Here is a 20,937-nt window from a genome sequence, read left to right on the forward strand (position 1 = left end):
GCATAATCACCGCCCTTTTTTACCATCTTCCAAATCCATAAAAATGGCTCTGCCAGTAGGATGAATAAATGGATGTGTACTGTACCGGATGCCCGCAGTGGATCATCTGCCCGCCGCCTACATAGATACCGATATGCGTTACCGGCACACCTGCATCATAGGTTCCGGTAAAGAAGATCAAATCTCCCGGCTGGACATCGGACTCTGATACCGGTGTACAGATATCATAAAGCCCCTGGGCGGTCAGCCTTCCGGTATTCCTTACCCCTGAATGGGTCAGGCAATAACTTACAAATCCGGAACAGTCAAACCCGCTCGGAGAATATCCGCCCCATACATATGGGGTTCCCAGATATCTGGCTGCTTCCTGCAGAAGCCTCTGTGCTGCTTCACTGGTGTACTCATTTCCACCAAAGATCGTCCCTTCCCCTGTTTCCAGATAAAAAATCGGGTTCATCCGTTGCCCGTTTTTCAGAAGTTCAACGTGGAGATGGCTTCCTGTGGAATTGCCGGTATTTCCTGCAAAACCTATCACATCCCCTTTGGTAATGGAAGCCCCGGAAGACACGCTTCTGCTTTTCAGATGTGCATACCGCAGTTCATAGCCTTTACTGTCTTTGATCACCACATAATTGCCATAGCTGTCATTATAGGCAGAGGTTGTTACCGTACCGGTCAGCCCTGCCAGTACTTCCGTACCTTCCGGCACTCCGATATCCACTCCATTGTGGAGCTGGTTGGCACCGGTGATTGGATGGATCCGGTATCCGTAATAGCTGCTCACGTTGTAATACCAGTTAAAATCAAATGGTGTCCCGAACATCTGCAGGTTGCCCTTTGTTTCATTGTAGGCTGAAAACAGTTCCCTCTGGAAAATCCCCAGACGGTTCTGGCAGATGCCCATCAGGCTGCTGGAATTTAAGGTCACGTTCAGCACATCCACATCCCTGGTCCTTGTCACTTCCACTTCCCGGCTTCCATTCGCATCCGCAAGGAAGCATTCCCAGGTCTGGTGCCCATGTGCGGATGCCGCCGAGTGGCTGTCATAATACACATCAAACTGGACACCGTAACGGGCAAATGCCCCGGTGTCTTCTACCGTGTATTCCACACCATTCATGACCACTTTTGTCCCCATTGGGACAAACGGGTTGGACGCATCTACCGCAAGGGTATGGTTCGCTGTCGGGTATACCCCGGATGCCGTCGGTCCTCCTGACCAGATGCCGCAGCAAATCGGGCAGTTGCAGTAACCGCTCGTCACAACATTTCCAAGGGATTCCCCTACCCGGACTGTCGTTGTCTCTGTCACCGTCTCATTCACAGCTTCTGTCTCCAACTGATACTGGAGTGCAAACAGCCTGTCCAGTTCCGGCTTAACCTGTTCAAAGGTAAACTCTTCATATTTGGCAGACAGGTAGCTGATCAGAACAAACGGGTCATGCTCGATTGGTCCGATATTGTACCGGTATTCGTCATGCCCCGGCTCTTCCGAATCCATCTGGTTAATCCTCTCCTGGAGATTTGCTTCCAGCTGTGTATAGTAAAGGTCTGCCTGCCGGATTGCCTCATCCGAAGAGATATAACTGGTTCCGGTGTAATTGATCAGGCTCTGCATAAATGCCGAGGAGCAGGACGTCACACTGGTCATGATGAGGAACATCATCCCGATCAGGGCAGCGATGCTGATATAGATCTTCCGGTGTTCCTTGAAAAAGTTGGTGACTTTACCGCCGATCTTCTTGATATAGTCAATCGTGCCGACCGCTGCAGTCCCCATTGCCTGCTCACTCTGTTTTGCCATGGCATATTCCTTTTTGATTCGTTGTTTCTGGATCAGCTTCTTCAAATAAGACCGTTCCTGGTTTACGGAAGACTCTGCCGCAGCCTGTGCTGTTTTCTTTGCCTGATAAGCACTCGACCGGCTTTTTCTCCGGTTCCATCTTCTGGCACTTTGCTGTTCCAGATGGTAAAGCCCCTCTGAACCTTCGGCTAAACTGTTTGCGCCTTCCACCGCCGCATTGCCATCATCATTTTTTCTGACCTGGCGGTGGACAGATACTGCCACAGCGGTGCCTGCCTTTTTGACAAGGGAAGCATCTTTCGGGCTTTCCCCTTCAAATTTCAGCCGGCTTTTCTTTTTCGCCCCTGCACTTTCTGCATTTTCCTGATAGACCTTTTCTTTCATGGAATGCTTCTTTGGTGCGTTTTTCTTTTCTGCCTCCGTGTGGGCAAGCTTCTGGTTCCGTTTCTTCTGGGCATCATGGCGGAAATTTACCCCATCTGCATCCATCCGGTTCAATTTAGCGGAAGAATCGCCATCTTTGACTGCCTCCGCCGTCTCCTCATAAGCAAACTTCAGTCTCTGCTTCTGCCCCGGCTTTTTACTTCCTCCGGTCTGTTTCTTTCTCGCATCTCCCCTTGACTGGGCAAGGTCTGTATGCTTCTCCTGAAGTTTCCCACTGCCGTTTTTCTTCTCTTCCAGTGACAGTTTGGAACTGGCACTGCCCTCTGCCTGTTCCCGGATCATTTTCCGGGATTTTGCTTTATCTACTGTCTGTGCCTTTGCCGGTGCATCCCTGGAATTCTGCACAGAATGCCTGACCGGATCGCTGCTTTCCTCTTTCGCCCCTCTTCGGTTAGAAAGATCCAGCCCTTTTCCGGTATCCTTTTTTGACATCTGCACATCCCGGGTACGGCTGCTGACACGAACAGTGGATTTATCTGCCAGGTTTTCTTCCACCAGACCATCCTTTGTCATCTTCTGGACGGTTTTCTCCCTGGCTTTCATTCTCTGTTCTGCCATCTGTTACCTCCTTCATTTTTTAGCTGCCTGCACGATACAGGTAAGAACCAGACCACATACCATGCCTGCCGTAAATGTCAGAAAATATGCTAATACGTGCATCGTTTGTCCTCCTATGCCTGATCTCCCGTCTCTTCCGGGCGTGTCGTTAATAACTGATACAGCCTGTTCTTCGGGAACCTGTCCACAAACGGGATGATGACATTTCCATAGAACAAAAGCCCCTCACCTTCATTGCTGTTCGTCACATAGGACAGCTGGGTCGGTGAAATGTTCAGCTGCTTTGCCAGGATCTGCCGGTCACCGGATGCCTGGTTGAGCATATAAATGAAATCCGAGTTTTCAAAAATATTCTCAATCTCACGGCTTGCCAGAAGATCCTTGATATTCTGGGTGATACCTGTCGGGATACCTCCCCATTTACGGAACCTCTTCCAGATCTCCACACTGTAGGCTGCCGTCTGCTCTTCCTTCAAAAGTAAATGGAATTCATCAATATAGTACCGGGTCGCTTTATGGGCGGAACGGTTGACCGTCACCCTGTTCCATACCTGGTCCTGGACGATGAGCATCCCGATCTTTTTCAGCTGTTTTCCCAGCTCCTTAATGTCAAAGCAGACGATCCGGTTGTTGATATCCACGTTTGTCCGGTGGTTAAACACATTTAATGAACCGGTAACGTAAATTTCCAGTGAGGTTGCCAGCCGCTGTGCCTCCGGTTCATCCTGCCCCCGGAGCAGGTCATACAGATCCTGAAGAATCGGCATCTTCTCCGGCACCGGGTCGGAAAGATATTCCTGATACACAAGACGCACACACCGGTCAATGATGGTCTTTTCCACCGGTTCCAGACCGTTCTTTCCTCCCACGATCAGCTCACAAAGTGATAAAATAAAATCCGATTTCAGCGATAACGGATTATCCTCCTCGGAATAGTTAAGGTTTAAGTCCATCGGGTTGATATACTGGGTCGACACCGGTGAGATACGGACTACCTGCCCATGCAGTGCCTGCACCAGCGGGTAATACTCTGCTTCCGGGTCGCAGATGATGATGTCATCCTCCGTAATGAGGAAGCAATTGGTAATCTCCCTTTTTGCCGAGAAGGATTTACCGGAACCCGGGGTACCCAAGATCAACCCGTTGGGGTTCTTTAGCCGCTTCCGGTCTACCATGATCATGTTGTTGGACAACGCATTCAGACCATAATAAAGGGCTTCCCCTTCCTGGAACAGTTCCTGTGTCGTAAATGGCACAAAGATCGCTGTTGCCGAGGTGGTAAGCCCACGCTGGATCTCGATTCTGTTTACTCCCAACGGGATACAGGACATCAGCCCCGCTTCCTGCTGGTAATCCAAAGGACGCAGGGAACAGTTATACTTCTGTGCGATGCCCTGCACCTGGAAAATGTTGTTGTCCAGTTTCTGCCTTTTCTTTGCCGTATTCATCACAAGGACAGTGACAAGGAACATCCTCTCATTCCTGGACTGCAGGTCTTCCAGAAGGTTCTTCGCTTCTTCCCCATAGGTCACAAGGTCGGACGGCAGCACATCCATGTCATAACCTGAGCGTACTGCCCGCTTCTGCTCCTCAATCTTCATCTTGTCCAGGTCAGAGATTTTACTCTTGATCATCTTGATGGCAGAGGTCTGGTCAATGGACTGGATATGGATATTCACATTGATGCTCTCATCCACATCCAGAAAATCCGCCAGCATACGATCAGTCAGTTCCGGTGCGAGGATCTGCAGGTAGCTGACGCTTCCCAGTGTCTTTCCCATCATAAATGAAGAATTCTTTGAGAAGTTAAAGGATGTCGGTGCGATAAAATCCTTTGTCTTAAGCCCCGTCTGCGGAAGCATCTTATAATTGAACCGGAACGGCTCGATCCGGTCCTGGTTGAACACATGGTACATGATCTCAAGACGCTCCACCCCGTTCAATGGATGAGCCTGTGCCCCAAGCACTTTGAAGTTGTTGAGGATATCTGCCTCAATCCGTTCAAGCCTCGGTCTTGCCACTTTTAAGCTCTCCGCTTCAATCCCGAACGTGATATATTTCGTTTTCACCAGACCATTGTTTCCTTTGGACAACTGGTTCTTTAACATCGTCCGGTATTCTTCCCGGATCTCGTTGAAATCATCGTTCTGATCCGGGATATCAATGCTCTTTTCAAACTCTGCCACATCCACCTGCTGGTTGATAAAAGACAGCTGCACACTGATGGAAGAGTCAAAGTAATTCAGGAAATCACAGTAATTCTCAAAGATCGTAGTCTTATCCTCATTCAGGGCAAGCTGGTAATTGATATCGTAAAACTGTACGGTTTTGGAAAAAAAGTTCTTCGATACCTGGCAGATACCATCCGCAAACATCCGCTGGTACGGGATGCTCTGCTGGGCAGTATGGGGAATGTTCTTCTGACGTTTCCTTTCTTTCTCCTGTTTCTTCCTAAGCTTTTCCTTTTCCCTTTCCTTTTTGTCGTTTCTTTTTCTTCTTTCCTGACGGTTTTTTCTTGCCGCCGCTTCCAGGCACTGCTGCTGTGCCTGTTTCTTCTTTTTTGCCATCCGGCACGCCCTCCTTCTTTACGAGGGAATCCACCGCCTGATAAAAGTTCTCCGTCTTGTACGGGCGTTTCGCCGGACAGAGGAATTTCTGGCGGATGATATTTCCCATCACTTTTTCAAAAGGGAGACCGTCTTTTTCATACATTGCCATAAAGAAAAATGGCAGCATGACAGTTACCATAAGGATCGCTGACACACTGGAGCCAAGGGGTTTCTTTGCCAGCAGGTATAACGGGACTCCCACTACTGCGGCAAGTGAAAAAAAGATCAGCTGCCGCTTTGTCAGGTTCAATGCTACTTTTGTTTTGACCTTTGTCAGGTCTTTGGGTACTGGTACATACGCCATAGGTAGTACTCCTTTCTTTTTCTGCCCATCAGTGGGCATTGAATATTGATTTACTGAGGCTTCCGGTCTTAAACAGTGAAAATGCCAGTACGACCGTATATGCCGCCACTGAAAACATCGCCCCATGCAGGTTCGTGGATATGGTCATCGCATTGACCAGTACGGAATAAATACCGACACAGACCAGCATGAAGAATCCCTGAAATGCCAGGGCGAACAAGCCTTTCAGATAGTTGTTCCCGATATTGCCCCACTCCTTATTGGTCATGGTAGCAAACGGGATCGGTGCCACGGAAGTATACAGGTAGATCTCAATCATCCTGCCATACATGATCACCGTGATAATCACGGAGAGGATGCTCATGGTAAGGCTGATGAGAAGTGTTTCCATTGCCAGTAAAAACAGTTCCCCGATCTCCATATCTTCCAGAGATTCCGTCAGGGTAGCAATGGCGGCAGAAGCATCCACCGCCGTACTTCCAGAGATCACACCGGCTGCACCATTTACGATGTGCTGCCCCACATCAAATACCGCCATTGTGATATTAAACGTGTTCGTCACAAGGTAAATCGCCACATATGCCTTAAAGATCCAGAGAAAAATGTTGTAGGTTTCAAACTCATGGAAGTTATTCTTCTGTGTGACCATCGTGATCAGCTCATAACAAAGTACAAACGTGATGATCAGACCGGCGATGGGCACGATCACCGTCTGAGACAGGTTCTGGATGAGGTTAAAAACCCCTGCGTTCCATCCCTGCGGGGTCTGCCCGACCTGACTGGCAATCGTTCCCACCTTATCATTGACCTCCACAAACATCCCTTCCAGACCATTCTGGATCATCCCGATGAGGATCTCCTTGATGGCTTCCGTGATTCGTTCGATAATGGTGTTCATCCATTACCCCATTAACCGAACAGTGTTGCCAGCTGGGGAATCAGGGTAGTTCCCAGCAGCATGATTCCTGCTCCTGCCATGAGCTGTTTGATTCCCTGGCTCTTTGCGCCGGATAGCGATAGGTAATCCTTTGAAGTTATCTCCGGATTTTCCCCCGCTCCACACCGTGCATGCGACTTTCACCGCACACGGCGCTCCATCGAATTCAGCCGTCCAGGGTTTTAAACACAACTTACACACTTCGTTACAGCATTAAATTCAAAGAATAATAGGTGGCATTTCTGCCATAGTACGAAGTTTGTTAAGCTTTTCTATTTGTTTATCGTCAAGATTTAAGGATTTCAGGTACTTCTCAATCGTAGGTTCTGAAGAAGCATGGATAAGGATATGAACTGCTTTGCTGACAAGAATAAGATTTGCGTATTCATCCGAACCACCATTTCTTACGGGCACTTTATGGTGGCAGTGAATATCATGAGAATCCATCAGAATTCCCGTCACTGCACATTTACCATACTGTGCCGCATACAAGGAAATACGGTTATCCGCATATTCAATGGTTCTGCCCTTTACAGGATTTCTCATCAGCCATAACATTGTCGCTGTGTCGATTGCAAGATTCTTATGAATCTGTTCCCGACCTTTGACCGTATACTTATTGATGGATTTCCTTTTATGCTGGGCATTTTTCGGCTGGACATATCCCAGTGGAACCACCGGACGTCCATGAAGGAACCTCATCTGTCTGCTTGCTCCATACTTTTCTTTAATAAACCCATTTCTGAGCTGTCCCTTTTTGGATAAGTCACCTTTCAGTCTGTTTCTGAGCTGTTTGTTGATACTGAAGGCAAGTCTGCTGAAATCATGTGATACTTCTGTAGAAATACAATAGTATTCATGAAGTCCGGCAACTACAGCGTTATATTTCTGAAGCTGCATGAACTGAGCATTATCATCTGACGAATGAGCCAGTTTCTTTACTTCTTCCGAGACTTTTCCATGAGCCTTTTTGTATGCTTTATCGCTCATATGAGACCGAACTACATACTTCTTACCCTTTTTACGGACTTTCAGCTTGAACCCGAGAAAATCAGAATACTGTCTTTTGAGATTAACTACTTTGGATTTGTCAGGGCTGATTTCCAGCCCCAGCCTGTCCTTTAGCCATAACTCTGTTGCCTTGTATGCTCTGACAGCATCCTCATGTGATGCGCAGAAAATTTTAAAATCATCTGCGTACCGAACTGCATGCAGCTCTTTTAATCTGCTCCGGCGCAGAGCTCTGTAAGCGTGGCTCTTAATCTCTGTTCCCTGCGCATTGTTCCTCGTTTTGAATTTTGTCCTTGTTGGCATCTGCTCCCACTGGGAAGCAATCCACCAATCCAGCTCATTCAATACGATGTTTGCAAGCAACGGCGATAAAATACCGCCTTGCGGAGTACCCCGTGCGGGATATGTTTTCTCCCCATTTGGCAGAACAACAGGTGCTTTCAGCATCTCTTTTATAATGCATAACAGCTTTTTATCCCGGATTCCCAATGCCCATATCTGACGAATCAGCTTTGTATGGCTGATATTATCAAAGAATCCTTTAATATCGAGGTCAACCACATGGTACAGATGCTGTACCTGTATCAGCCTCATGCATTGCGCAATAGCAGTCTCAGCAGAACGGTTCGGGCGGAACCCGTTGGAGTTCTCACTGAATTTTGCTTCACATATCGGCTCTATGACCTGCAAAATACATTGCTGTACGATCCGATCCACGATAGTTGGAATTCCCAGAGGTCTGGTCTTTCCATTGGGCTTTGGTATCTCCACTCGCCTTACGGGTCGTGGATGATAATTACTGAATTGTTTCCGTATGAGACGGACGTAAGCTTCCTCGCTTAACTTTGCAAGGTCGGCTATCGTCCTTTTATCCACTCCCGAAGTATCACTTCCTGTATTCTTCTTTATCGTTCTGTATGCAAGCTTGATATTTTCTTCACTCTCGATGATTTCCATCAGATGATTGAAGATTTTATCATTCTTACTTTCTGCATACAGCCTGTCAAAAGTGCCTTCCATGTCGTAATACTCTGAGTTGCGGATTTTTCTCTGTTTACTTTTCCTTTCTTGCTGCCCCGAAGTCAACACAGGCATCCTCTCCCTTCGGTTTGGATTTTCTTTGTCATACTCGAAGCTGTGTTTGTTGTGTTTTCATTTTCATTGCTGAATTCGACTTGTGGCTATCCCTCCACCGCTTACTTATTCACGGCTTCACAGGTACTGTGCCACTACTCTCACTGGAATAAAGAATGGTTATTGCCCTCTCGCGAAGGTATTCCCATCCACCACATCACTGGCTTGCAACCGCCTCCGTGTTCCCAGCTTTCCACGTTCCGATATTCCTATCATTGGATATCTTTAGGTTCTTCCTCTGAGCCTGTATCTGGTCATGCATAACCGCACCGCCTGTAACGGTGCATGGACTTTCATAACAACCAATTTTACTCGCCCACAGATACCACCATGAGAGGTGTACTGCCTTTCGACAGCATCAACGTTTAGACTCGTACATTCGGAATTTCGTCAGTATTTTCATACATTCTCACCATGGATATCCGACCCCCGGCATATAGGCAACACCATCCACCTCTGGACAGCTTTCGTGTCTGGTCTGAAGACCAGTCTTACGGTTGCTCTCTGCCGACTTCACCGAGCTCTATAAACTTTTGGAGAGAGCCGTTGCATGCTCCCCGCCATTCGGAGTATTAGGGTGGCGCTTCGGGACGTTACCCCCTCATTTCACCCATCGGAATATCAGTTCTCCAAAGTTTCGGGCTACAATTGCCCTTCGACTTTGTGCGCAAGCTTTTCACTTACGAACGTGTCGCACGGTTATCATTGCCATAACCTTCGAGAAGGTTGATGACTCCCCATACGCCAAGGCCCGCCCCGATTGCTACAACCAGGGTCTTAAGAGTAGTAATTGCACTGGTAAAAAATGCCATATAAATCACCAAAACTAACTTTGCCGGGTGTAACCGGGAATGAAAAACGCCGGTAACAATACCGGCGCACCCTGTTAGTTATTCCTTTCCTCATTATTTTCCTGCTCATTCCCGTCTCCTGAAAGATCCATTTCCATCACTTCCACCTCATCATCTGGTTTCGGTGTATACTTCGGATCCAGTTCCTTTTCCACCTTAAACCGGTTCTTCTCGCTGTAATCTGCAAGGAGCCGGTAATTCGGGTGTTTGGTTATATCGTATTTGTCCGAATAAAACGGACGGACACCACGGATCTGAAGGATACATTTCCCGCCGTCCATGACTGCGATCTCATCCTCCGTCATCAGCTGTTTCCCGGTTTTCTGGTAATTCAGCCCGAATGACTTCTGGTTGCTGCGTGTTTCCGAGGTGTTGTAAAGGTCAATCGTCTCCTTCCCCAGAAGCTCACTCATCTCTTTCAGGGTGGTCTTTTCCTTGCCACCAAGGAACAACATCGTGTCACAATTCCCCAGAATTGTGTCCGCACTATCTTTGTACATTGCCTTCAGCTGGCTCTGTGACTGCAAAATAATAGAAGCAGAGATTTCCCTGCTTCGGATTGTGGCAATCAGCTTATCAAACTGTGGAATCTGCCCGATGTTGGCAAACTCATCGCAGATAACCCGTACATGGACCGGCAGCCTGCCGCCATATTGATCATCTGCCTTATCACAAAGCAAGTTGAAAAGCTGGGACTGCAGCATAGCGATCACAAAGTTAAAGGTGGTATCTGTATCTGACATAATCAGAAACAGTGCCGTTTTCCGGTCTCCCACCTTATCCAGTTCCATCTCATCATAGCTCATGATCTCCCGAAGCTCGGCAATATCAAACGGAGCCAGTCTGGCACCGCAGCTGATTAGGATAGATTTTGCTGTCTTACCAGCCGCCAGCTTGTATTTCTTATACTGGCGTACCGCAAAGTGTTCCGGATTCCTTTTTTCCAGATCCTCAAACAGCATATCCACTGGATTTTTATAATTCTCGTCATCCTCCCTGGTCTCACTTTCATTCAGAAGGTCGATCAGGGTGTTCATATTCTTCTCGTCCTCGTCCCCTTCATACCAGATCAGGGCAATCAGTGCCGTATACAGCAGTTTTTCTGCTTTGACCCAGAAATCCTCGGTTGCCTTTTCCCCTTCCCCTTTGGTGTTGGCGATGATAACCGTCACCAGTTTCAGGATATCCTTTTCGGATTTTAAATAGGCAAACGGATTGTAGTGGAGCGATTTGGAGAAGTTAATGGTATTTAAGACCTTGATCACATAAGGCTCATGCACCACCTTCCCGGATTTATCTTTCACAACATTTCCATGCTTGTCTCTCTTTGGCGGTCCTTTGGCTAACATCTTCCCGCATTCTTCGATCAGTGTTCCCTTCGGATCTGTAATGACCATGGAACAGTTCATCATCATAATAGAGACCTTTACAAAAAACCTTGTTTTACCACTTCCGGAACCGCCGATGACGCAGATATTTTTATTTCTGGCATACTTTGGGTTCTTCGGGCGGCTCTCCATGGTAATGGATTCTGTTGCCGTCAACGGAATGTTCATCCAGAAATCATCTGCCATAAATGGTTTGATGTCTTCTGCTGTTCCCCACCTGGCAGAACCATACTCCACTCCTTTGCGGAGCTTTTTTGCATCTGCCTGTTTCTGCCAGACCAATATCTTCACAACTGCCGCAATCCCTGCCCCCACCAGAATATCCATGTAGTAAAGACTTGGCAGGAACCCGGTCAGGATCCGGTCAGCGTGTTCCATGGCATATAATAGTTTGTTTCCCATATCTGCCCCGGGGCTTGCCCGGTACAAACAGGATGCCCTGTCTGCAAACAAAAAGATGAACAGGTACGGAAGATTGGTCAGAATAAGCTTTTTCATATCCAAAGCGGACAGCGTAACTCTGGCTTTTGCTTTCAGCTTGTTGGTCATACCCCCGGCAGTAAGCTTTCTCACCGGGATACCTCCTGATGCTTATTTCTGGCTTTGCCCTTCGTCTTCCCTGCAACAATACTTCTGTATGCCTCCAGACGTTTGTGGATAGAAGGGCGGTTCGCCTTTTGGATCTCTTTCTGGGAAAATTCACGGAAAGCTGCGGTGATCGCATCCTGGTCACGTCCCTTAAAGAACACCATATAAACCGGCGGATCTTTGGTCTTATCCTTTTTCAAGGCATAATTGATTCCGTATTTTCTGGCATACCGTTCAAAAGACTTGATGTTCTTGGGTGTGATCTCAATACTCGTCATCCCGGCATTTTGCTTTGCCAGCTCTTTCACCGTGATTTTCCCCTGTTTCGGCTGATTTTTCTGTGCTTTCTTCTCAGCACTTTTCTGTTTCTGATGCCGCAGGTATGCAGCAATCACTTTTTTCAGCACATCTGCCGTCATTTTTGTGGTACGCACACAAAAAGTCACCGTTTTCTGTGTTACTTCTTCCTGCATGAATTTCCCTCCTTTCAGCGTATTACGTGCTGTCCCATGTCAAAATCATGATAACCACCACCTTTCCAATTATTTCTCTTCCGGATCTTCAAACAATGCTCGGAAATATTCTTTTCCTTTCGGAGTAATCAGCGTCTGAGAACCCAAGTGTCCATTATTAAAAAAATCCCTGACAATAAACAGGGATTCATTCTTAGGTACCGCATAAGGAAGAAGTGTACCTGACGGACTTCGATATAAAAAGCTGCCTTTTAAAAGAAACTTTAAGAATTTCCGCTCAGGTACTCCAATTTCTTTTGCAGTTGTCCGTATATTTGAGCATTCTCCTTTGACCATAAAGTGATCAAAATAATTTGCCTTCGGTTGAAGGTCATTAATCTGACTCTGCAGTTCTCTATTCCTATTATTCTCATCCAATAACCTTTGCGCAAATTCCAGAAGTATCTCCGGATTATTGCGTACACTTTCCAAAAGATCACTGGACATATATCCGCCTGTCTTTCGTATTGCTGGTAAAATTTCATCAAATACCCAACTTTCAAAACGCTGTGCGGAGGGTAGATGGCTCTTTGTAATCAGTCGATACACATCTCCTTCAGGAATAAATGTCATCGTTTGTACTCCACCTGCCGTAAGGGCGCCCTTTTTCAGGGCTCCCTTGCAATGCATATTTATTGCATTTCTTGGTTTGGAATAACCCAGGGCAAAAGCCACATCTGTACCGCAGAACAAAAGTCTTCCCTGATCTTCAATTACCCGAATTGCACCAAACTCGGTATTATGAAATTCTGTTACTTTACATGTCTCCTGCCCCATCTTCCGATCCCCCAGTCATAAACCTCATAAAATTATCAATGATCTGATCTCTTGTCGCATTTGCTACTTCGACAATCAATGCCATAAGATACTCGGACAGATAATCGCTAAATTCATCATCATCCAGAGCTTCGCCCACCATCCATAAGTGTTCTTCGACGCAGGCAGCCTCTCTTCCAATGACATACGTAATGGATCTTGAAAAATTCGTATCTGAATAAATCAGCCATGCACAAAATATCCGGTTTAAATGAGATTCCATTTCCCATGTGTTGTCCATTTTCTCTTTCATAATTTTTGCTGTCAGTGCCGCAGTTCTTTGTGCATCCCGGAGGACATTCTCCTCCACCAGGTTTCCTTCACTGTCAACAAATCCCATTGCAAATAATTCCATAAAATATTTTCTCATGTTCTAAGTCCCCCTTTCTTTTCTTTAACGAAATGGCATTTCCTGTTCCATTTCTTCCGGTATTTCAAAAGGAATGCTTGCCCTTCTTGCAGGCTCAAATCCATCACTGCCAAAATCTCTCTTTGATTTGGATTCAGCAAATTCCATTGTATCCATAATGATTTCTGTGAAATAAGATACGGTTCCATTTTCCTCATTTTTCACCTGAGAGATGACCAATTCACCGCAAATAGTAACCTTTGTCCCCTTTTCCAGATACTTCTGTACAAATCCTGCATTGCCTCCGTATGCGGTAATCATAACGACAAATGCTTTATTTGTACGGTTTCTTCTTACTACCAACGGAAACCTTGCCACTTCTGTCTCTCCCTTTTGAGTCGTGATTTGCCGGATCTCCGGAGCTTTGGCAAGTCTTCCAATTAATGTAATTGAATTCATAAGCTTTTCCTCCTAACCTTAGCGCATTCTATGCACCAAAAAATGAGGAACGGAGTCGAACCGTTCCCCACTCACGCAGGATTTCTCCTGCAATATAGGAAATATAGTATTCGCATTTTGGCTTGTCTGTACATATACATCTGATCGTCATCATTTCAGATGACCCGGCTGCAAAATAAGCAGTCACAGTCCCCTGTTTCGGCAGAGGTCCTGCACCTTTCTGGTGGTCTCATTATAAGCTTCGCTCTTCCTGTATCCGATACGGAGTCTTCGCCTGCACGAGCCGGTCATAAATAGAACCGGTAAGCCTGTTAATCAAGATGTATCAGCTCCTTTAGTTTTCAAGGTGCAGTCGGAAGAACAATGAACCTCTTTCATGTTTGGATTTTTCTCAAATCGGAGGAATTTCTCTTTGCCTTCCATATACACTGGATTGGGGGTTTTAAATTCGGACATGATTTTCAAAGATTTTTTTGATTTGGCACATTTTCGTGCAAAGAAAAAAGAGAGCCAATGCCCTCTTTTCAAAGAATAGTTTTCTTATTCAAATATGAAAGAACGTAATCCACATTGGAGCAGCTTTGTTCCAGTTATTATCCACATCCCAATGTTGGGAATAAGGATAAATACAGCCGCACATAGTAAATGCATTTTGACTTCCTGCCATGTATATAACTGAAACCCAACGCAACCTAACGCAGTAATTACAGCTACACCTGCAACCAAATAAAATATCCAGGATGCAAGTCCCACTAAAAACATCCCAAGCGTATTGATCACAGAAACCGCCAGCCAAACCGGGAATGCCAAAATTCTTAAGGGTAATTTAATCAAAAAGCGCACCATTTTTTATCCCTTCCTTTCTTGCCATCAGGCACATGTTTTTTGTCTCACTTCATGCCCACTGGGCACAAGGTTATTCTACCTCTTTCTTCGTGCCCACTGGGCACAAAGTCATCAGCCACAGTCTCATGGCAGGATAATTTTATCCTCCATACATATCATGACGTACCTCTGCATCATAAAACTGGTTAATCGTAACGGGAGCATTATATAAAACTGTTAACATATACTGACGGATATTCTTTACTTTGGTGGTATTCTTGCTTAAGCTGAAAAATACATACTGTATATGCTCATACCCCACCTTCAAAAGTCTGTTCTTTACCACCTGAGCAGGCATAGCTTCCCCATTAATTTGCAGATATTTTTTAGTAGTACAAATTGCATCCAGCATCAGTTCCACCAGTTCTTCTACACTTTCTGGCTTATAGCTCTGACAAAGAATGTCGTATTCGATATTTTCACAAATGATTTGACGATATGCATACCTCTCATCCATCTTATCCACATCATTCCTGTCATGATGGATAGAAGGATATGATTCAGTCTTACTTGATTCATTATCGTTATATTCAGTATTATTACAGTTTGCTTTTGAAACTTCTTGAAGTTTATTTTTCAAACTTCCTGAGGTTTGTTTTTCAAACTTCTTGAAGTTTGTTTTTGAAACTTCCTGAAGTTTGTTTTCTAAACTTCTTGAAGTTTGTTTTTCAAACTTCTGCGTATTTACAGCGTTTTCTGGCATATTTTCTTCAAAATTGCAAGGTATCTGTTCCTCATATTCCGGATCATCTGTTTCGATTTCCATTTCTGCAGGCTCGTCTGGATATTCACGGAGGCTGAAATTCTTCACATAAATGACATTTGCTTTACCAAGCCCAAGTCTTTTCTTCTCAATCAGACCAATCCCTGTTTCCTGATCCAGTTCTTTCAGGCAGTTAACCGCTTTATTCCTTCCGCAGTTCAGCATTTCCATAATTTCTTCCACAGAAAAAAAGATATATACTCTGTCTTCCTCATCCAGCCAGCGATTTTTTATTGAAAGCGACATCCGATCTAACATAAGACCATACAGTACCTTTGCCTCACAGGAGAGATTTTTGAAATATTCACTTGTAAACAACAACTTGGGAATCCGATAGAACTGATACATATCGCCTTCCATTCCCTGAAAATAGCTAAATGTTGCTCTAATACTCATGAATCTCCCTCCCTTCTTTTTCCGCTATTTATTCTTATTACTCCATTCCTCCAGCAACTCAATAATTACGGTACGCATCTTTTGCTCATCATAGTCAGGAGTAAAATACTTGTTGATCTCATTTTGCTTTAAAGTAAAGGTTCTTGCCCTTCTTTTTTCTCCCATTATCAAAAGCCGTAGGATATCTTTCGTTAATGTCTTTTCTTCGCTTCTGATTTTTATTTTTTTCGCCTGTTCAAGACTTGGATATTTCCCTGTAGTATTATGAATCTCCTCCAGCCAGATCTGTTCGGATGGCTCCAGATATGAAAGCTCCACTCCAGTCTGGATGCCCATAAGCTCCTTGTCCACTGCATCCAAAATCGGTTTACGCAGATAAGTCAGCCTGACATAACGGTACACCTGCCTTGCACTGTCTTTTCCCGCTTTACCGATGGTTTCAGCTGAAATCCCTCCGCTGACACCCTGATGGTTCATTGCCTGCATTTTCATCTTGTATGCAAACGCCTTTTCACTTGGAAGGATATGTTCTCTTTGCAGATTGCTGTCTACCATTGCCCGAACGGCATCATCATCACTCATTTCCCGAATAATGACCGGAACCTGCGTCAAGCCTGCAAGAACAGCTGCATGTTTTCTTCTGTGACCGGATACAATCTCATATCCTCCTTTTTTCGACGGACGCACCAGCAGAGCAGTTAATACCCCCTGTGTTTTTATGCTTTCTACCAGTTCATTCATCTCGTCATCATCGTTAACATGAAAAGGATGATTCACAAAATCCCGCAGCTGACCGATTGGAATTTCCTGAATATCATCTTTTGATACAGCTCCACCAATAAGGTCATCATAAGAAGTCAATTTTATCTTCGATGCACTTCTACTCTTCATCTGAAAGCACCACCTGAGTCAGATACTGATATGCTTCTGCAACTTTACCTCTGGGATCATGACGAAAAATACTGACCCCCTCTGCACTAATTTCAGCAGCACGGACAGAAAACGGTATGTTATGAGTGAAAATCCGAATCTGACTTCCATAGGTATCGTGAATTAATTCTGTAATATCCCGTGCATAGGTGGTTCGTCTATCTACCATGGTGATCAATATTCCTTCAATGGAAAGCCCTCTGTTCAGCTGTCTTCGTACCTTACCGATTGTCCGGATCAGATCCTCCAATCCCTTTACCGGAAGATAGGCTGCCTGAACCGGAATAAGTACCGCATCCGCACATGCAAGTGCATTAATGGTAAGCATTCCCAGAGATGGCATACAGTCGATTAGTACATAATCGTACAGATTTTTTACCTGATCAATATACTGTCGGAGTACCAGTTCCCTGCTCATAAAATTCACCAATGACACTTCCATACCAGCAAGCTCGATATTTGCCGGAAGCAAATCAATCCCCTCTTCGTGGCGAAGAATCCCCAGAGAGTCGTCAAATGTTTCCTCATTTACAATTTTCATAAGAATTGTAGCCAGTGTAACATTCAACTCATCGGGATTGTGATAGCCAAGACTTGCCGTCATGCTTCCCTGCGGATCATTGTCAACTACTAAAACACGCTTTCCCTCTCTGGCCAGTCCCACTGCCAGATTTACACAACTGGTGGTTTTACCCACACCGCCTTTTTGCGAACATAAAGCCAGTACCTTGCAGTCATTACTTACTGTTTCTTTCATTGTCTTTTTCCTCCCACAAATATTTTGATCCCTTCAACATCCACATCATTGCATCTAAAAATGTAAGAAATCTTTCCGTCATGCTTTCCATCCCCTGCTCTGATAAGTCAGGGCTATCCTTTTTTATGTCTTTGGACACTTCTTCAAGGACGGTGTACATTTCACGAGCCTCTGATCTGAGAATTTCCAGGTTTTCCCGCTTTCCCACCACACAAACATGGTTATAGATACAGGAGCGGACAATATAATCCTGTTTTTTCATGCCACTTGCCTTTACCCTTTCATTGATGACCTGCTGTTCATAAGGTGTAACCCGGAATGCAATTGTCGGTTTATTGTGTTTCCCATGTCTGTCACTTGCCATTTCTAAGTACCTCCTTTTTCATTTTCTGCTCAGTATGTATTTCATTCAGTAACTTCACTGCAACACGTTTTTTAGGCACATGATCGCCATATGCTTCTACGTACTGCCAATTCATGCGCAATGTACCAAGCCTTTCCCACCGCTCATATGACGGTACGCCTATTGCCTCAAGCATTTTTTCATGACTTTGCCTTATCCGATGAAGCTGAATTTTTTTAACCCCAGTTTGTTCAATTCCATGATTCAAATGATATGCCAGTCTTCTGTCAGTAAAACAAAACAGTCTCTTATCTGGACTTTGATTCACATGACTGTGGATGTACTCATTCAACTCATTTACCAGAAATTCCGGCATTGTAATCATTCTGTTACTGGCAACGGTTTTGGTATTAACAAACTTCCCTTCGCCTGCAACGACCTGAAATGATTTATTGATATTGATAATACCGCTCTCAATATTTACGTCCTGATACAATAATCCGAGCAATTCACCAACACGTATTCCTGTCCAATACAGCATTTCAAATGCCATTCCTTCTTCCGTCCTTACATCAAAAACAGAAATAAACTTCTCATATTCTTCCATTGTCCATGTTTCTTCCGGAAGCAGTTTTCTCATGTTTCCTCTATGCATTTTCATCATCTCCTTTACTTTCCTTATCTTTGTATTTCATATCAAGCAGCCCTGCCAATTTGCTCTGGGTCGAAGGATACAGGTGGGAATAGGTATTTAATGTTGTTTCTACCTTTTCATGTCCCAGACGTTCCGCAATCTCCAGCGGAGCAACGCCCATATCCACCAGCATACTCGCATGGGAATGCCTGAGATCGTGCAAGCGAATTCTCTTTACTCCCGATTTTTCAATTCCGTTGACCATACAATGTTCCATATATGATTTTGTAAAACGGAACAGCCTTTCGTGCTTCATAATTCCGTACAGATGACTGCAGTACTCCTGAAATTCCTCAACAAGAAAATCCGGAAGTGTAATTACCCTGATACTTTTAGGAGTCTTAGGTCTGGTAATTACATCTTTTCCTTTTAATCTCTGATAAGATTTATTGATAGAAACCGTTTTTTCCTCAAGATTGATATCATTATAAGTTAATGCCAAAAGCTCCCCGATTCTCATCCCCGTCCAGTACAGAAACTGAAATGCCATCTTCGCCTCCGGTTTATCATCTACTGTTTCAAGAAAAGCCTCAAATTCATCCTGCATCCAAAAATCCTTCGGTTCTCCTTTGCTTTTCCCGATACTGCCTGCTTTCCTGCAAGGATTATCTTTCAGGTTGTAATACCGCACAGCATAATTAAAAATTGCTCCCAGCTGGCAGTTGATTGTTTTCAGATATGTCTCTGAATAATTCTGCTTTAACAACTCGTTCTGCCAGTTTCTGATATCTGCAACTGTAATCTCACTTAAAACCTTATGCTCAAAATATGGCTTGATTTTCAGATCGATAATATAACGTTTTGTGTACATGGTATTTTCACGCAACCGGACTTCCATATCTTTGTAATAGAGCTCAAGGAAATTACCAAACTCGATGTCAACGCTCTGCGTCTGCTGCTGAAGGAAATCCCTTTCCCACTCTTTTGCTTCTCCCTTTGTCCGAAAACCACGTTTCTGTTTTCTCTTCCGGTTTCCCTGCCAGTCCCTGTAATATACCTGTACTTTCCAATTTTTTCCTTCTTTATATACTCCCATTGCTATTCCTCCACCTTCATGCCATAAATCTTCTCGGCAAGAAATTTTGTTGATATTTTTCCAGGAATGATCAGAAATCCTCTTTCTTTCAGTTCCTCGTTGTAGCCTTTCATGATTTTATATGCAAAGGCTTTCGATACTCCCAACACTGCACAAACATCATCTACGTTCATATACATTTTTTCCTGTGTCATACTCATATTGCTTTTTCCTCCGATAAATACTGTTCTACATGTTCCAGACCATAAATCTTGTCCTCAACATAACGAGTGGGCACCCGCCCTAAAATCACATAATAATTTTTGCTTGCCAGGTCAGCGTTCATCCTCTCCACCACCCTGTAAGCAAAAGAAACCGAAATATCAAATACTTCCGCTACGTCTTCCACAGACAGATACATCTTTCTTTTACGCATGGAACCATTCCACTCCCTTCTCCTGTGGGATCTGGCAGACATCCTCAATCCCGTAAAAACGTTCCACAAAATACTTGGTCGGAACCTTTCCTTTAAGAACCAGATACCCTTTCTTCTCCAGTTCGCTGTTCAAATTTGCAATGATCTCATAAGCAGAGGTTGTAGATACCTCCAAAAGTTCACACACATCTGCTGCTTTTAAAAATAATTTGTTCTGCATAATCAGTACCTCCTTTGTGTTCTGAAAGTTTTCCCTTCATTTACACCGGACTGGCGGGAGGATTTTCGGACACGTTTTTCCGAAATTTTGCAAATTTTCCACAGGTAAAATTTCCTCACAAATTCAAAAGCAATAAAAAAAAACAGCCTGCCCTGATGAAAACTACTTCATCAAAACAAACTGTTCTATAAAAATTTCCCGATATTCTCTTCTGGAAATGCAATGATATTCCGAAAAACCTTGTCTATTCAAGAAATCCGGCTAGTAAAAAAAATAATTTTTAACTCCATTTGCACTCCAGAGACAAAAATAAATCCCCGGGAAAGCCCATAAATACAGGCTTTTCCGAGGATTCGACTTCTATTCAAATTCCAGACAGACGGTAAGCGATATAAACAAAGATTGGCTTATTTACAGGGGTTTTAGCGATTATAAAACGCTATAAAACAATAAAACAAAATTTAAAAATGCAATAAAAATGCAATGGAGTGTGTCAGACCGGAGGAGACCAACTGGCTTCTGCACTCTCTCAATACCTACTGACAAATCATATCATTTTGACGGGCTGACATTCGTTGTCAGCCTTTTTTATTAGGAGGCTTACTTATGGAATACCAATTAGAACTCAAACAAATCGTAGATTTTCCACGCTGCCGGATCTACCGCAACTTCATACAGACCTTATTAAATGACAGGAGCATCCGAACCACCGGAGGCTCTTTTCTTTTCTGGTA

Annotated in this window: 20 protein-coding genes and 2 pseudogenes; all 22 read right to left on the minus strand. The window is 44.5% G+C overall.

Annotation, left to right across the window (positions count from 1 at the left end):
• Positions 1-19 precede the first annotated feature (19 nt).
• The 22 genes and pseudogenes from B5E53_RS13165 to B5E53_RS13270 all read right to left on the minus strand — a co-directional run bounded on the left by B5E53_RS13165 (position 20) and on the right by B5E53_RS13270 (position 20,203).
• Positions 20-2,806 carry a peptidoglycan DD-metalloendopeptidase family protein gene (locus B5E53_RS13165; protein WP_242963722.1) on the minus strand — a complete coding sequence of 929 codons (2,787 nt, stop codon included), beginning with the start codon at positions 2,804-2,806 and terminating at the stop codon, positions 20-22.
• A 113-nt stretch (positions 2,807-2,919) separates the two neighbouring features.
• Entirely contained in the window at positions 2,920-5,373 is a 2,454-nt protein-coding gene (locus tag B5E53_RS13170) for an ATP-binding protein (protein WP_204245529.1), read from the minus strand.
• Complete coding sequence (locus B5E53_RS13175) at positions 5,258-5,719, minus strand: PrgI family protein (RefSeq protein ID WP_087315777.1); 462 nt, start codon at positions 5,717-5,719, stop codon at positions 5,258-5,260. The genes B5E53_RS13170 and B5E53_RS13175 overlap by 116 nt, the downstream gene beginning before the upstream one ends.
• A 28-nt stretch (positions 5,720-5,747) precedes the next feature.
• Entirely contained in the window at positions 5,748-6,617 is an 870-nt protein-coding gene (locus B5E53_RS13180; protein ID WP_087315779.1) for a CD0415/CD1112 family protein, read from the minus strand.
• 11 nt (positions 6,618-6,628) lie between these two features.
• Positions 6,629-6,727, minus strand: a pseudogene (locus tag B5E53_RS13185) (Maff2 family protein); the annotation flags it as partial.
• 148 nt (positions 6,728-6,875) lie between these two features.
• Positions 6,876-8,762 carry a group II intron reverse transcriptase/maturase gene (ltrA, locus tag B5E53_RS13190; RefSeq protein ID WP_087315781.1) on the minus strand — a complete coding sequence of 629 codons (1,887 nt, stop codon included), beginning with the start codon at positions 8,760-8,762 and terminating at the stop codon, positions 6,876-6,878.
• Positions 8,763-9,484: 722 nt separating this feature from the next.
• A pseudogene (locus tag B5E53_RS13195) lies at positions 9,485-9,613 on the minus strand (Maff2 family protein); the annotation flags it as partial.
• A 74-nt stretch (positions 9,614-9,687) separates the two neighbouring features.
• Positions 9,688-11,589, minus strand: a complete 1,902-nt coding sequence (locus tag B5E53_RS13200) for a type IV secretory system conjugative DNA transfer family protein (protein WP_087315825.1) — start codon at positions 11,587-11,589, stop codon at positions 9,688-9,690.
• A 20-nt stretch (positions 11,590-11,609) separates the two neighbouring features.
• A complete protein-coding gene (locus B5E53_RS13205) occupies positions 11,610-12,101 on the minus strand; it encodes a PcfB family protein (protein ID WP_087315785.1) in 492 nt (163 codons plus the stop codon).
• 69 nt (positions 12,102-12,170) lie between these two features.
• Positions 12,171-12,917: a phage antirepressor KilAC domain-containing protein gene (locus B5E53_RS13210; RefSeq protein WP_087315787.1), complete on the minus strand. Its 747-nt coding sequence runs from the start codon at positions 12,915-12,917 to the stop codon at positions 12,171-12,173.
• Positions 12,898-13,326, minus strand: coding sequence for a hypothetical protein (locus tag B5E53_RS13215; protein ID WP_087315789.1), 429 nt, complete (start codon positions 13,324-13,326; stop codon positions 12,898-12,900). The genes B5E53_RS13210 and B5E53_RS13215 overlap by 20 nt, the downstream gene beginning before the upstream one ends.
• Before the next feature lie 24 nt (positions 13,327-13,350).
• Positions 13,351-13,764: a single-stranded DNA-binding protein gene (locus tag B5E53_RS13220; protein WP_087315791.1), complete on the minus strand. Its 414-nt coding sequence runs from the start codon at positions 13,762-13,764 to the stop codon at positions 13,351-13,353.
• 540 nt (positions 13,765-14,304) lie between these two features.
• A complete protein-coding gene (locus B5E53_RS13225) occupies positions 14,305-14,610 on the minus strand; it encodes a hypothetical protein (RefSeq protein WP_087315793.1) in 306 nt (101 codons plus the stop codon).
• Between the two features lie 139 nt (positions 14,611-14,749).
• Positions 14,750-15,808, minus strand: coding sequence for a DUF6017 domain-containing protein (locus tag B5E53_RS13230; RefSeq protein WP_087315795.1), 1,059 nt, complete (start codon positions 15,806-15,808; stop codon positions 14,750-14,752).
• Between the two features lie 24 nt (positions 15,809-15,832).
• The gene (locus B5E53_RS13235) at positions 15,833-16,699 is read right to left on the minus strand and encodes a ParB/RepB/Spo0J family partition protein (protein ID WP_087315797.1); all 867 of its coding nucleotides are present in this window, start codon (positions 16,697-16,699) and stop codon (positions 15,833-15,835) included.
• Complete coding sequence (locus B5E53_RS13240) at positions 16,689-17,495, minus strand: ParA family protein (protein WP_087315799.1); 807 nt, start codon at positions 17,493-17,495, stop codon at positions 16,689-16,691. The genes B5E53_RS13235 and B5E53_RS13240 overlap by 11 nt, the downstream gene beginning before the upstream one ends.
• Positions 17,476-17,859, minus strand: a complete 384-nt coding sequence (locus B5E53_RS13245; protein ID WP_087315801.1) for a hypothetical protein — start codon at positions 17,857-17,859, stop codon at positions 17,476-17,478. Before B5E53_RS13245 ends, B5E53_RS13240 begins: the two co-directional genes overlap by 20 nt.
• Positions 17,849-18,478, minus strand: coding sequence for a tyrosine-type recombinase/integrase (locus B5E53_RS13250; RefSeq protein ID WP_162611916.1), 630 nt, complete (start codon positions 18,476-18,478; stop codon positions 17,849-17,851). Before B5E53_RS13250 ends, B5E53_RS13245 begins: the two co-directional genes overlap by 11 nt.
• Before the next feature lie 7 nt (positions 18,479-18,485).
• A complete protein-coding gene (locus B5E53_RS13255; RefSeq protein WP_087315805.1) occupies positions 18,486-19,568 on the minus strand; it encodes a site-specific integrase in 1,083 nt (360 codons plus the stop codon).
• Positions 19,569-19,570: 2 nt separating this feature from the next.
• The gene (locus B5E53_RS13260) at positions 19,571-19,768 is read right to left on the minus strand and encodes a MarR family transcriptional regulator (protein ID WP_087315807.1); all 198 of its coding nucleotides are present in this window, start codon (positions 19,766-19,768) and stop codon (positions 19,571-19,573) included.
• The gene (locus tag B5E53_RS13265) at positions 19,765-19,983 is read right to left on the minus strand and encodes a hypothetical protein (protein ID WP_087315809.1); all 219 of its coding nucleotides are present in this window, start codon (positions 19,981-19,983) and stop codon (positions 19,765-19,767) included. Before B5E53_RS13265 ends, B5E53_RS13260 begins: the two co-directional genes overlap by 4 nt.
• Complete coding sequence (locus tag B5E53_RS13270; protein WP_087315811.1) at positions 19,976-20,203, minus strand: MarR family transcriptional regulator; 228 nt, start codon at positions 20,201-20,203, stop codon at positions 19,976-19,978. The genes B5E53_RS13265 and B5E53_RS13270 overlap by 8 nt, the downstream gene beginning before the upstream one ends.
• Between the last annotated feature and the right edge of the window lie 734 nt (positions 20,204-20,937).

The sequence above is a fragment of the Eubacterium sp. An11 genome (genome assembly GCF_002161065.1).
Classification (GTDB): Bacteria; Bacillota; Clostridia; order Lachnospirales; family Lachnospiraceae; genus Anaerobutyricum; species Anaerobutyricum faecale.

Coding starts and splice junctions, on each gene's coding strand:
- B5E53_RS13165 (WP_242963722.1), bottom strand. CDS start 2,806: ATGGCAGAACAGAGAATGAAAGCCAGGGAGAAAACCGTCCAGAAGATG.
- B5E53_RS13170 (WP_204245529.1), bottom strand. CDS start 5,373: ATGGCAAAAAAGAAGAAACAGGCACAGCAGCAGTGCCTGGAAGCGGCG.
- B5E53_RS13175 (WP_087315777.1), bottom strand. CDS start 5,719: ATGGCGTATGTACCAGTACCCAAAGACCTGACAAAGGTCAAAACAAAA.
- B5E53_RS13180 (WP_087315779.1), bottom strand. CDS start 6,617: ATGAACACCATTATCGAACGAATCACGGAAGCCATCAAGGAGATCCTC.
- ltrA (WP_087315781.1), bottom strand. CDS start 8,762: ATGCCTGTGTTGACTTCGGGGCAGCAAGAAAGGAAAAGTAAACAGAGA.
- B5E53_RS13200 (WP_087315825.1), bottom strand. CDS start 11,589: ATGACCAACAAGCTGAAAGCAAAAGCCAGAGTTACGCTGTCCGCTTTG.
- B5E53_RS13205 (WP_087315785.1), bottom strand. CDS start 12,101: ATGCAGGAAGAAGTAACACAGAAAACGGTGACTTTTTGTGTGCGTACC.
- B5E53_RS13210 (WP_087315787.1), bottom strand. CDS start 12,917: ATGGGGCAGGAGACATGTAAAGTAACAGAATTTCATAATACCGAGTTT.
- B5E53_RS13215 (WP_087315789.1), bottom strand. CDS start 13,326: ATGAGAAAATATTTTATGGAATTATTTGCAATGGGATTTGTTGACAGT.
- B5E53_RS13220 (WP_087315791.1), bottom strand. CDS start 13,764: ATGAATTCAATTACATTAATTGGAAGACTTGCCAAAGCTCCGGAGATC.
- B5E53_RS13225 (WP_087315793.1), bottom strand. CDS start 14,610: ATGGTGCGCTTTTTGATTAAATTACCCTTAAGAATTTTGGCATTCCCG.
- B5E53_RS13230 (WP_087315795.1), bottom strand. CDS start 15,808: ATGAGTATTAGAGCAACATTTAGCTATTTTCAGGGAATGGAAGGCGAT.
- B5E53_RS13235 (WP_087315797.1), bottom strand. CDS start 16,699: ATGAAGAGTAGAAGTGCATCGAAGATAAAATTGACTTCTTATGATGAC.
- B5E53_RS13240 (WP_087315799.1), bottom strand. CDS start 17,495: ATGAAAGAAACAGTAAGTAATGACTGCAAGGTACTGGCTTTATGTTCG.
- B5E53_RS13245 (WP_087315801.1), bottom strand. CDS start 17,859: ATGGCAAGTGACAGACATGGGAAACACAATAAACCGACAATTGCATTC.
- B5E53_RS13250 (WP_162611916.1), bottom strand. CDS start 18,478: ATGAGAAAACTGCTTCCGGAAGAAACATGGACAATGGAAGAATATGAG.
- B5E53_RS13255 (WP_087315805.1), bottom strand. CDS start 19,568: ATGGGAGTATATAAAGAAGGAAAAAATTGGAAAGTACAGGTATATTAC.
- B5E53_RS13260 (WP_087315807.1), bottom strand. CDS start 19,768: ATGAGTATGACACAGGAAAAAATGTATATGAACGTAGATGATGTTTGT.
- B5E53_RS13265 (WP_087315809.1), bottom strand. CDS start 19,983: ATGCGTAAAAGAAAGATGTATCTGTCTGTGGAAGACGTAGCGGAAGTA.
- B5E53_RS13270 (WP_087315811.1), bottom strand. CDS start 20,203: ATGCAGAACAAATTATTTTTAAAAGCAGCAGATGTGTGTGAACTTTTG.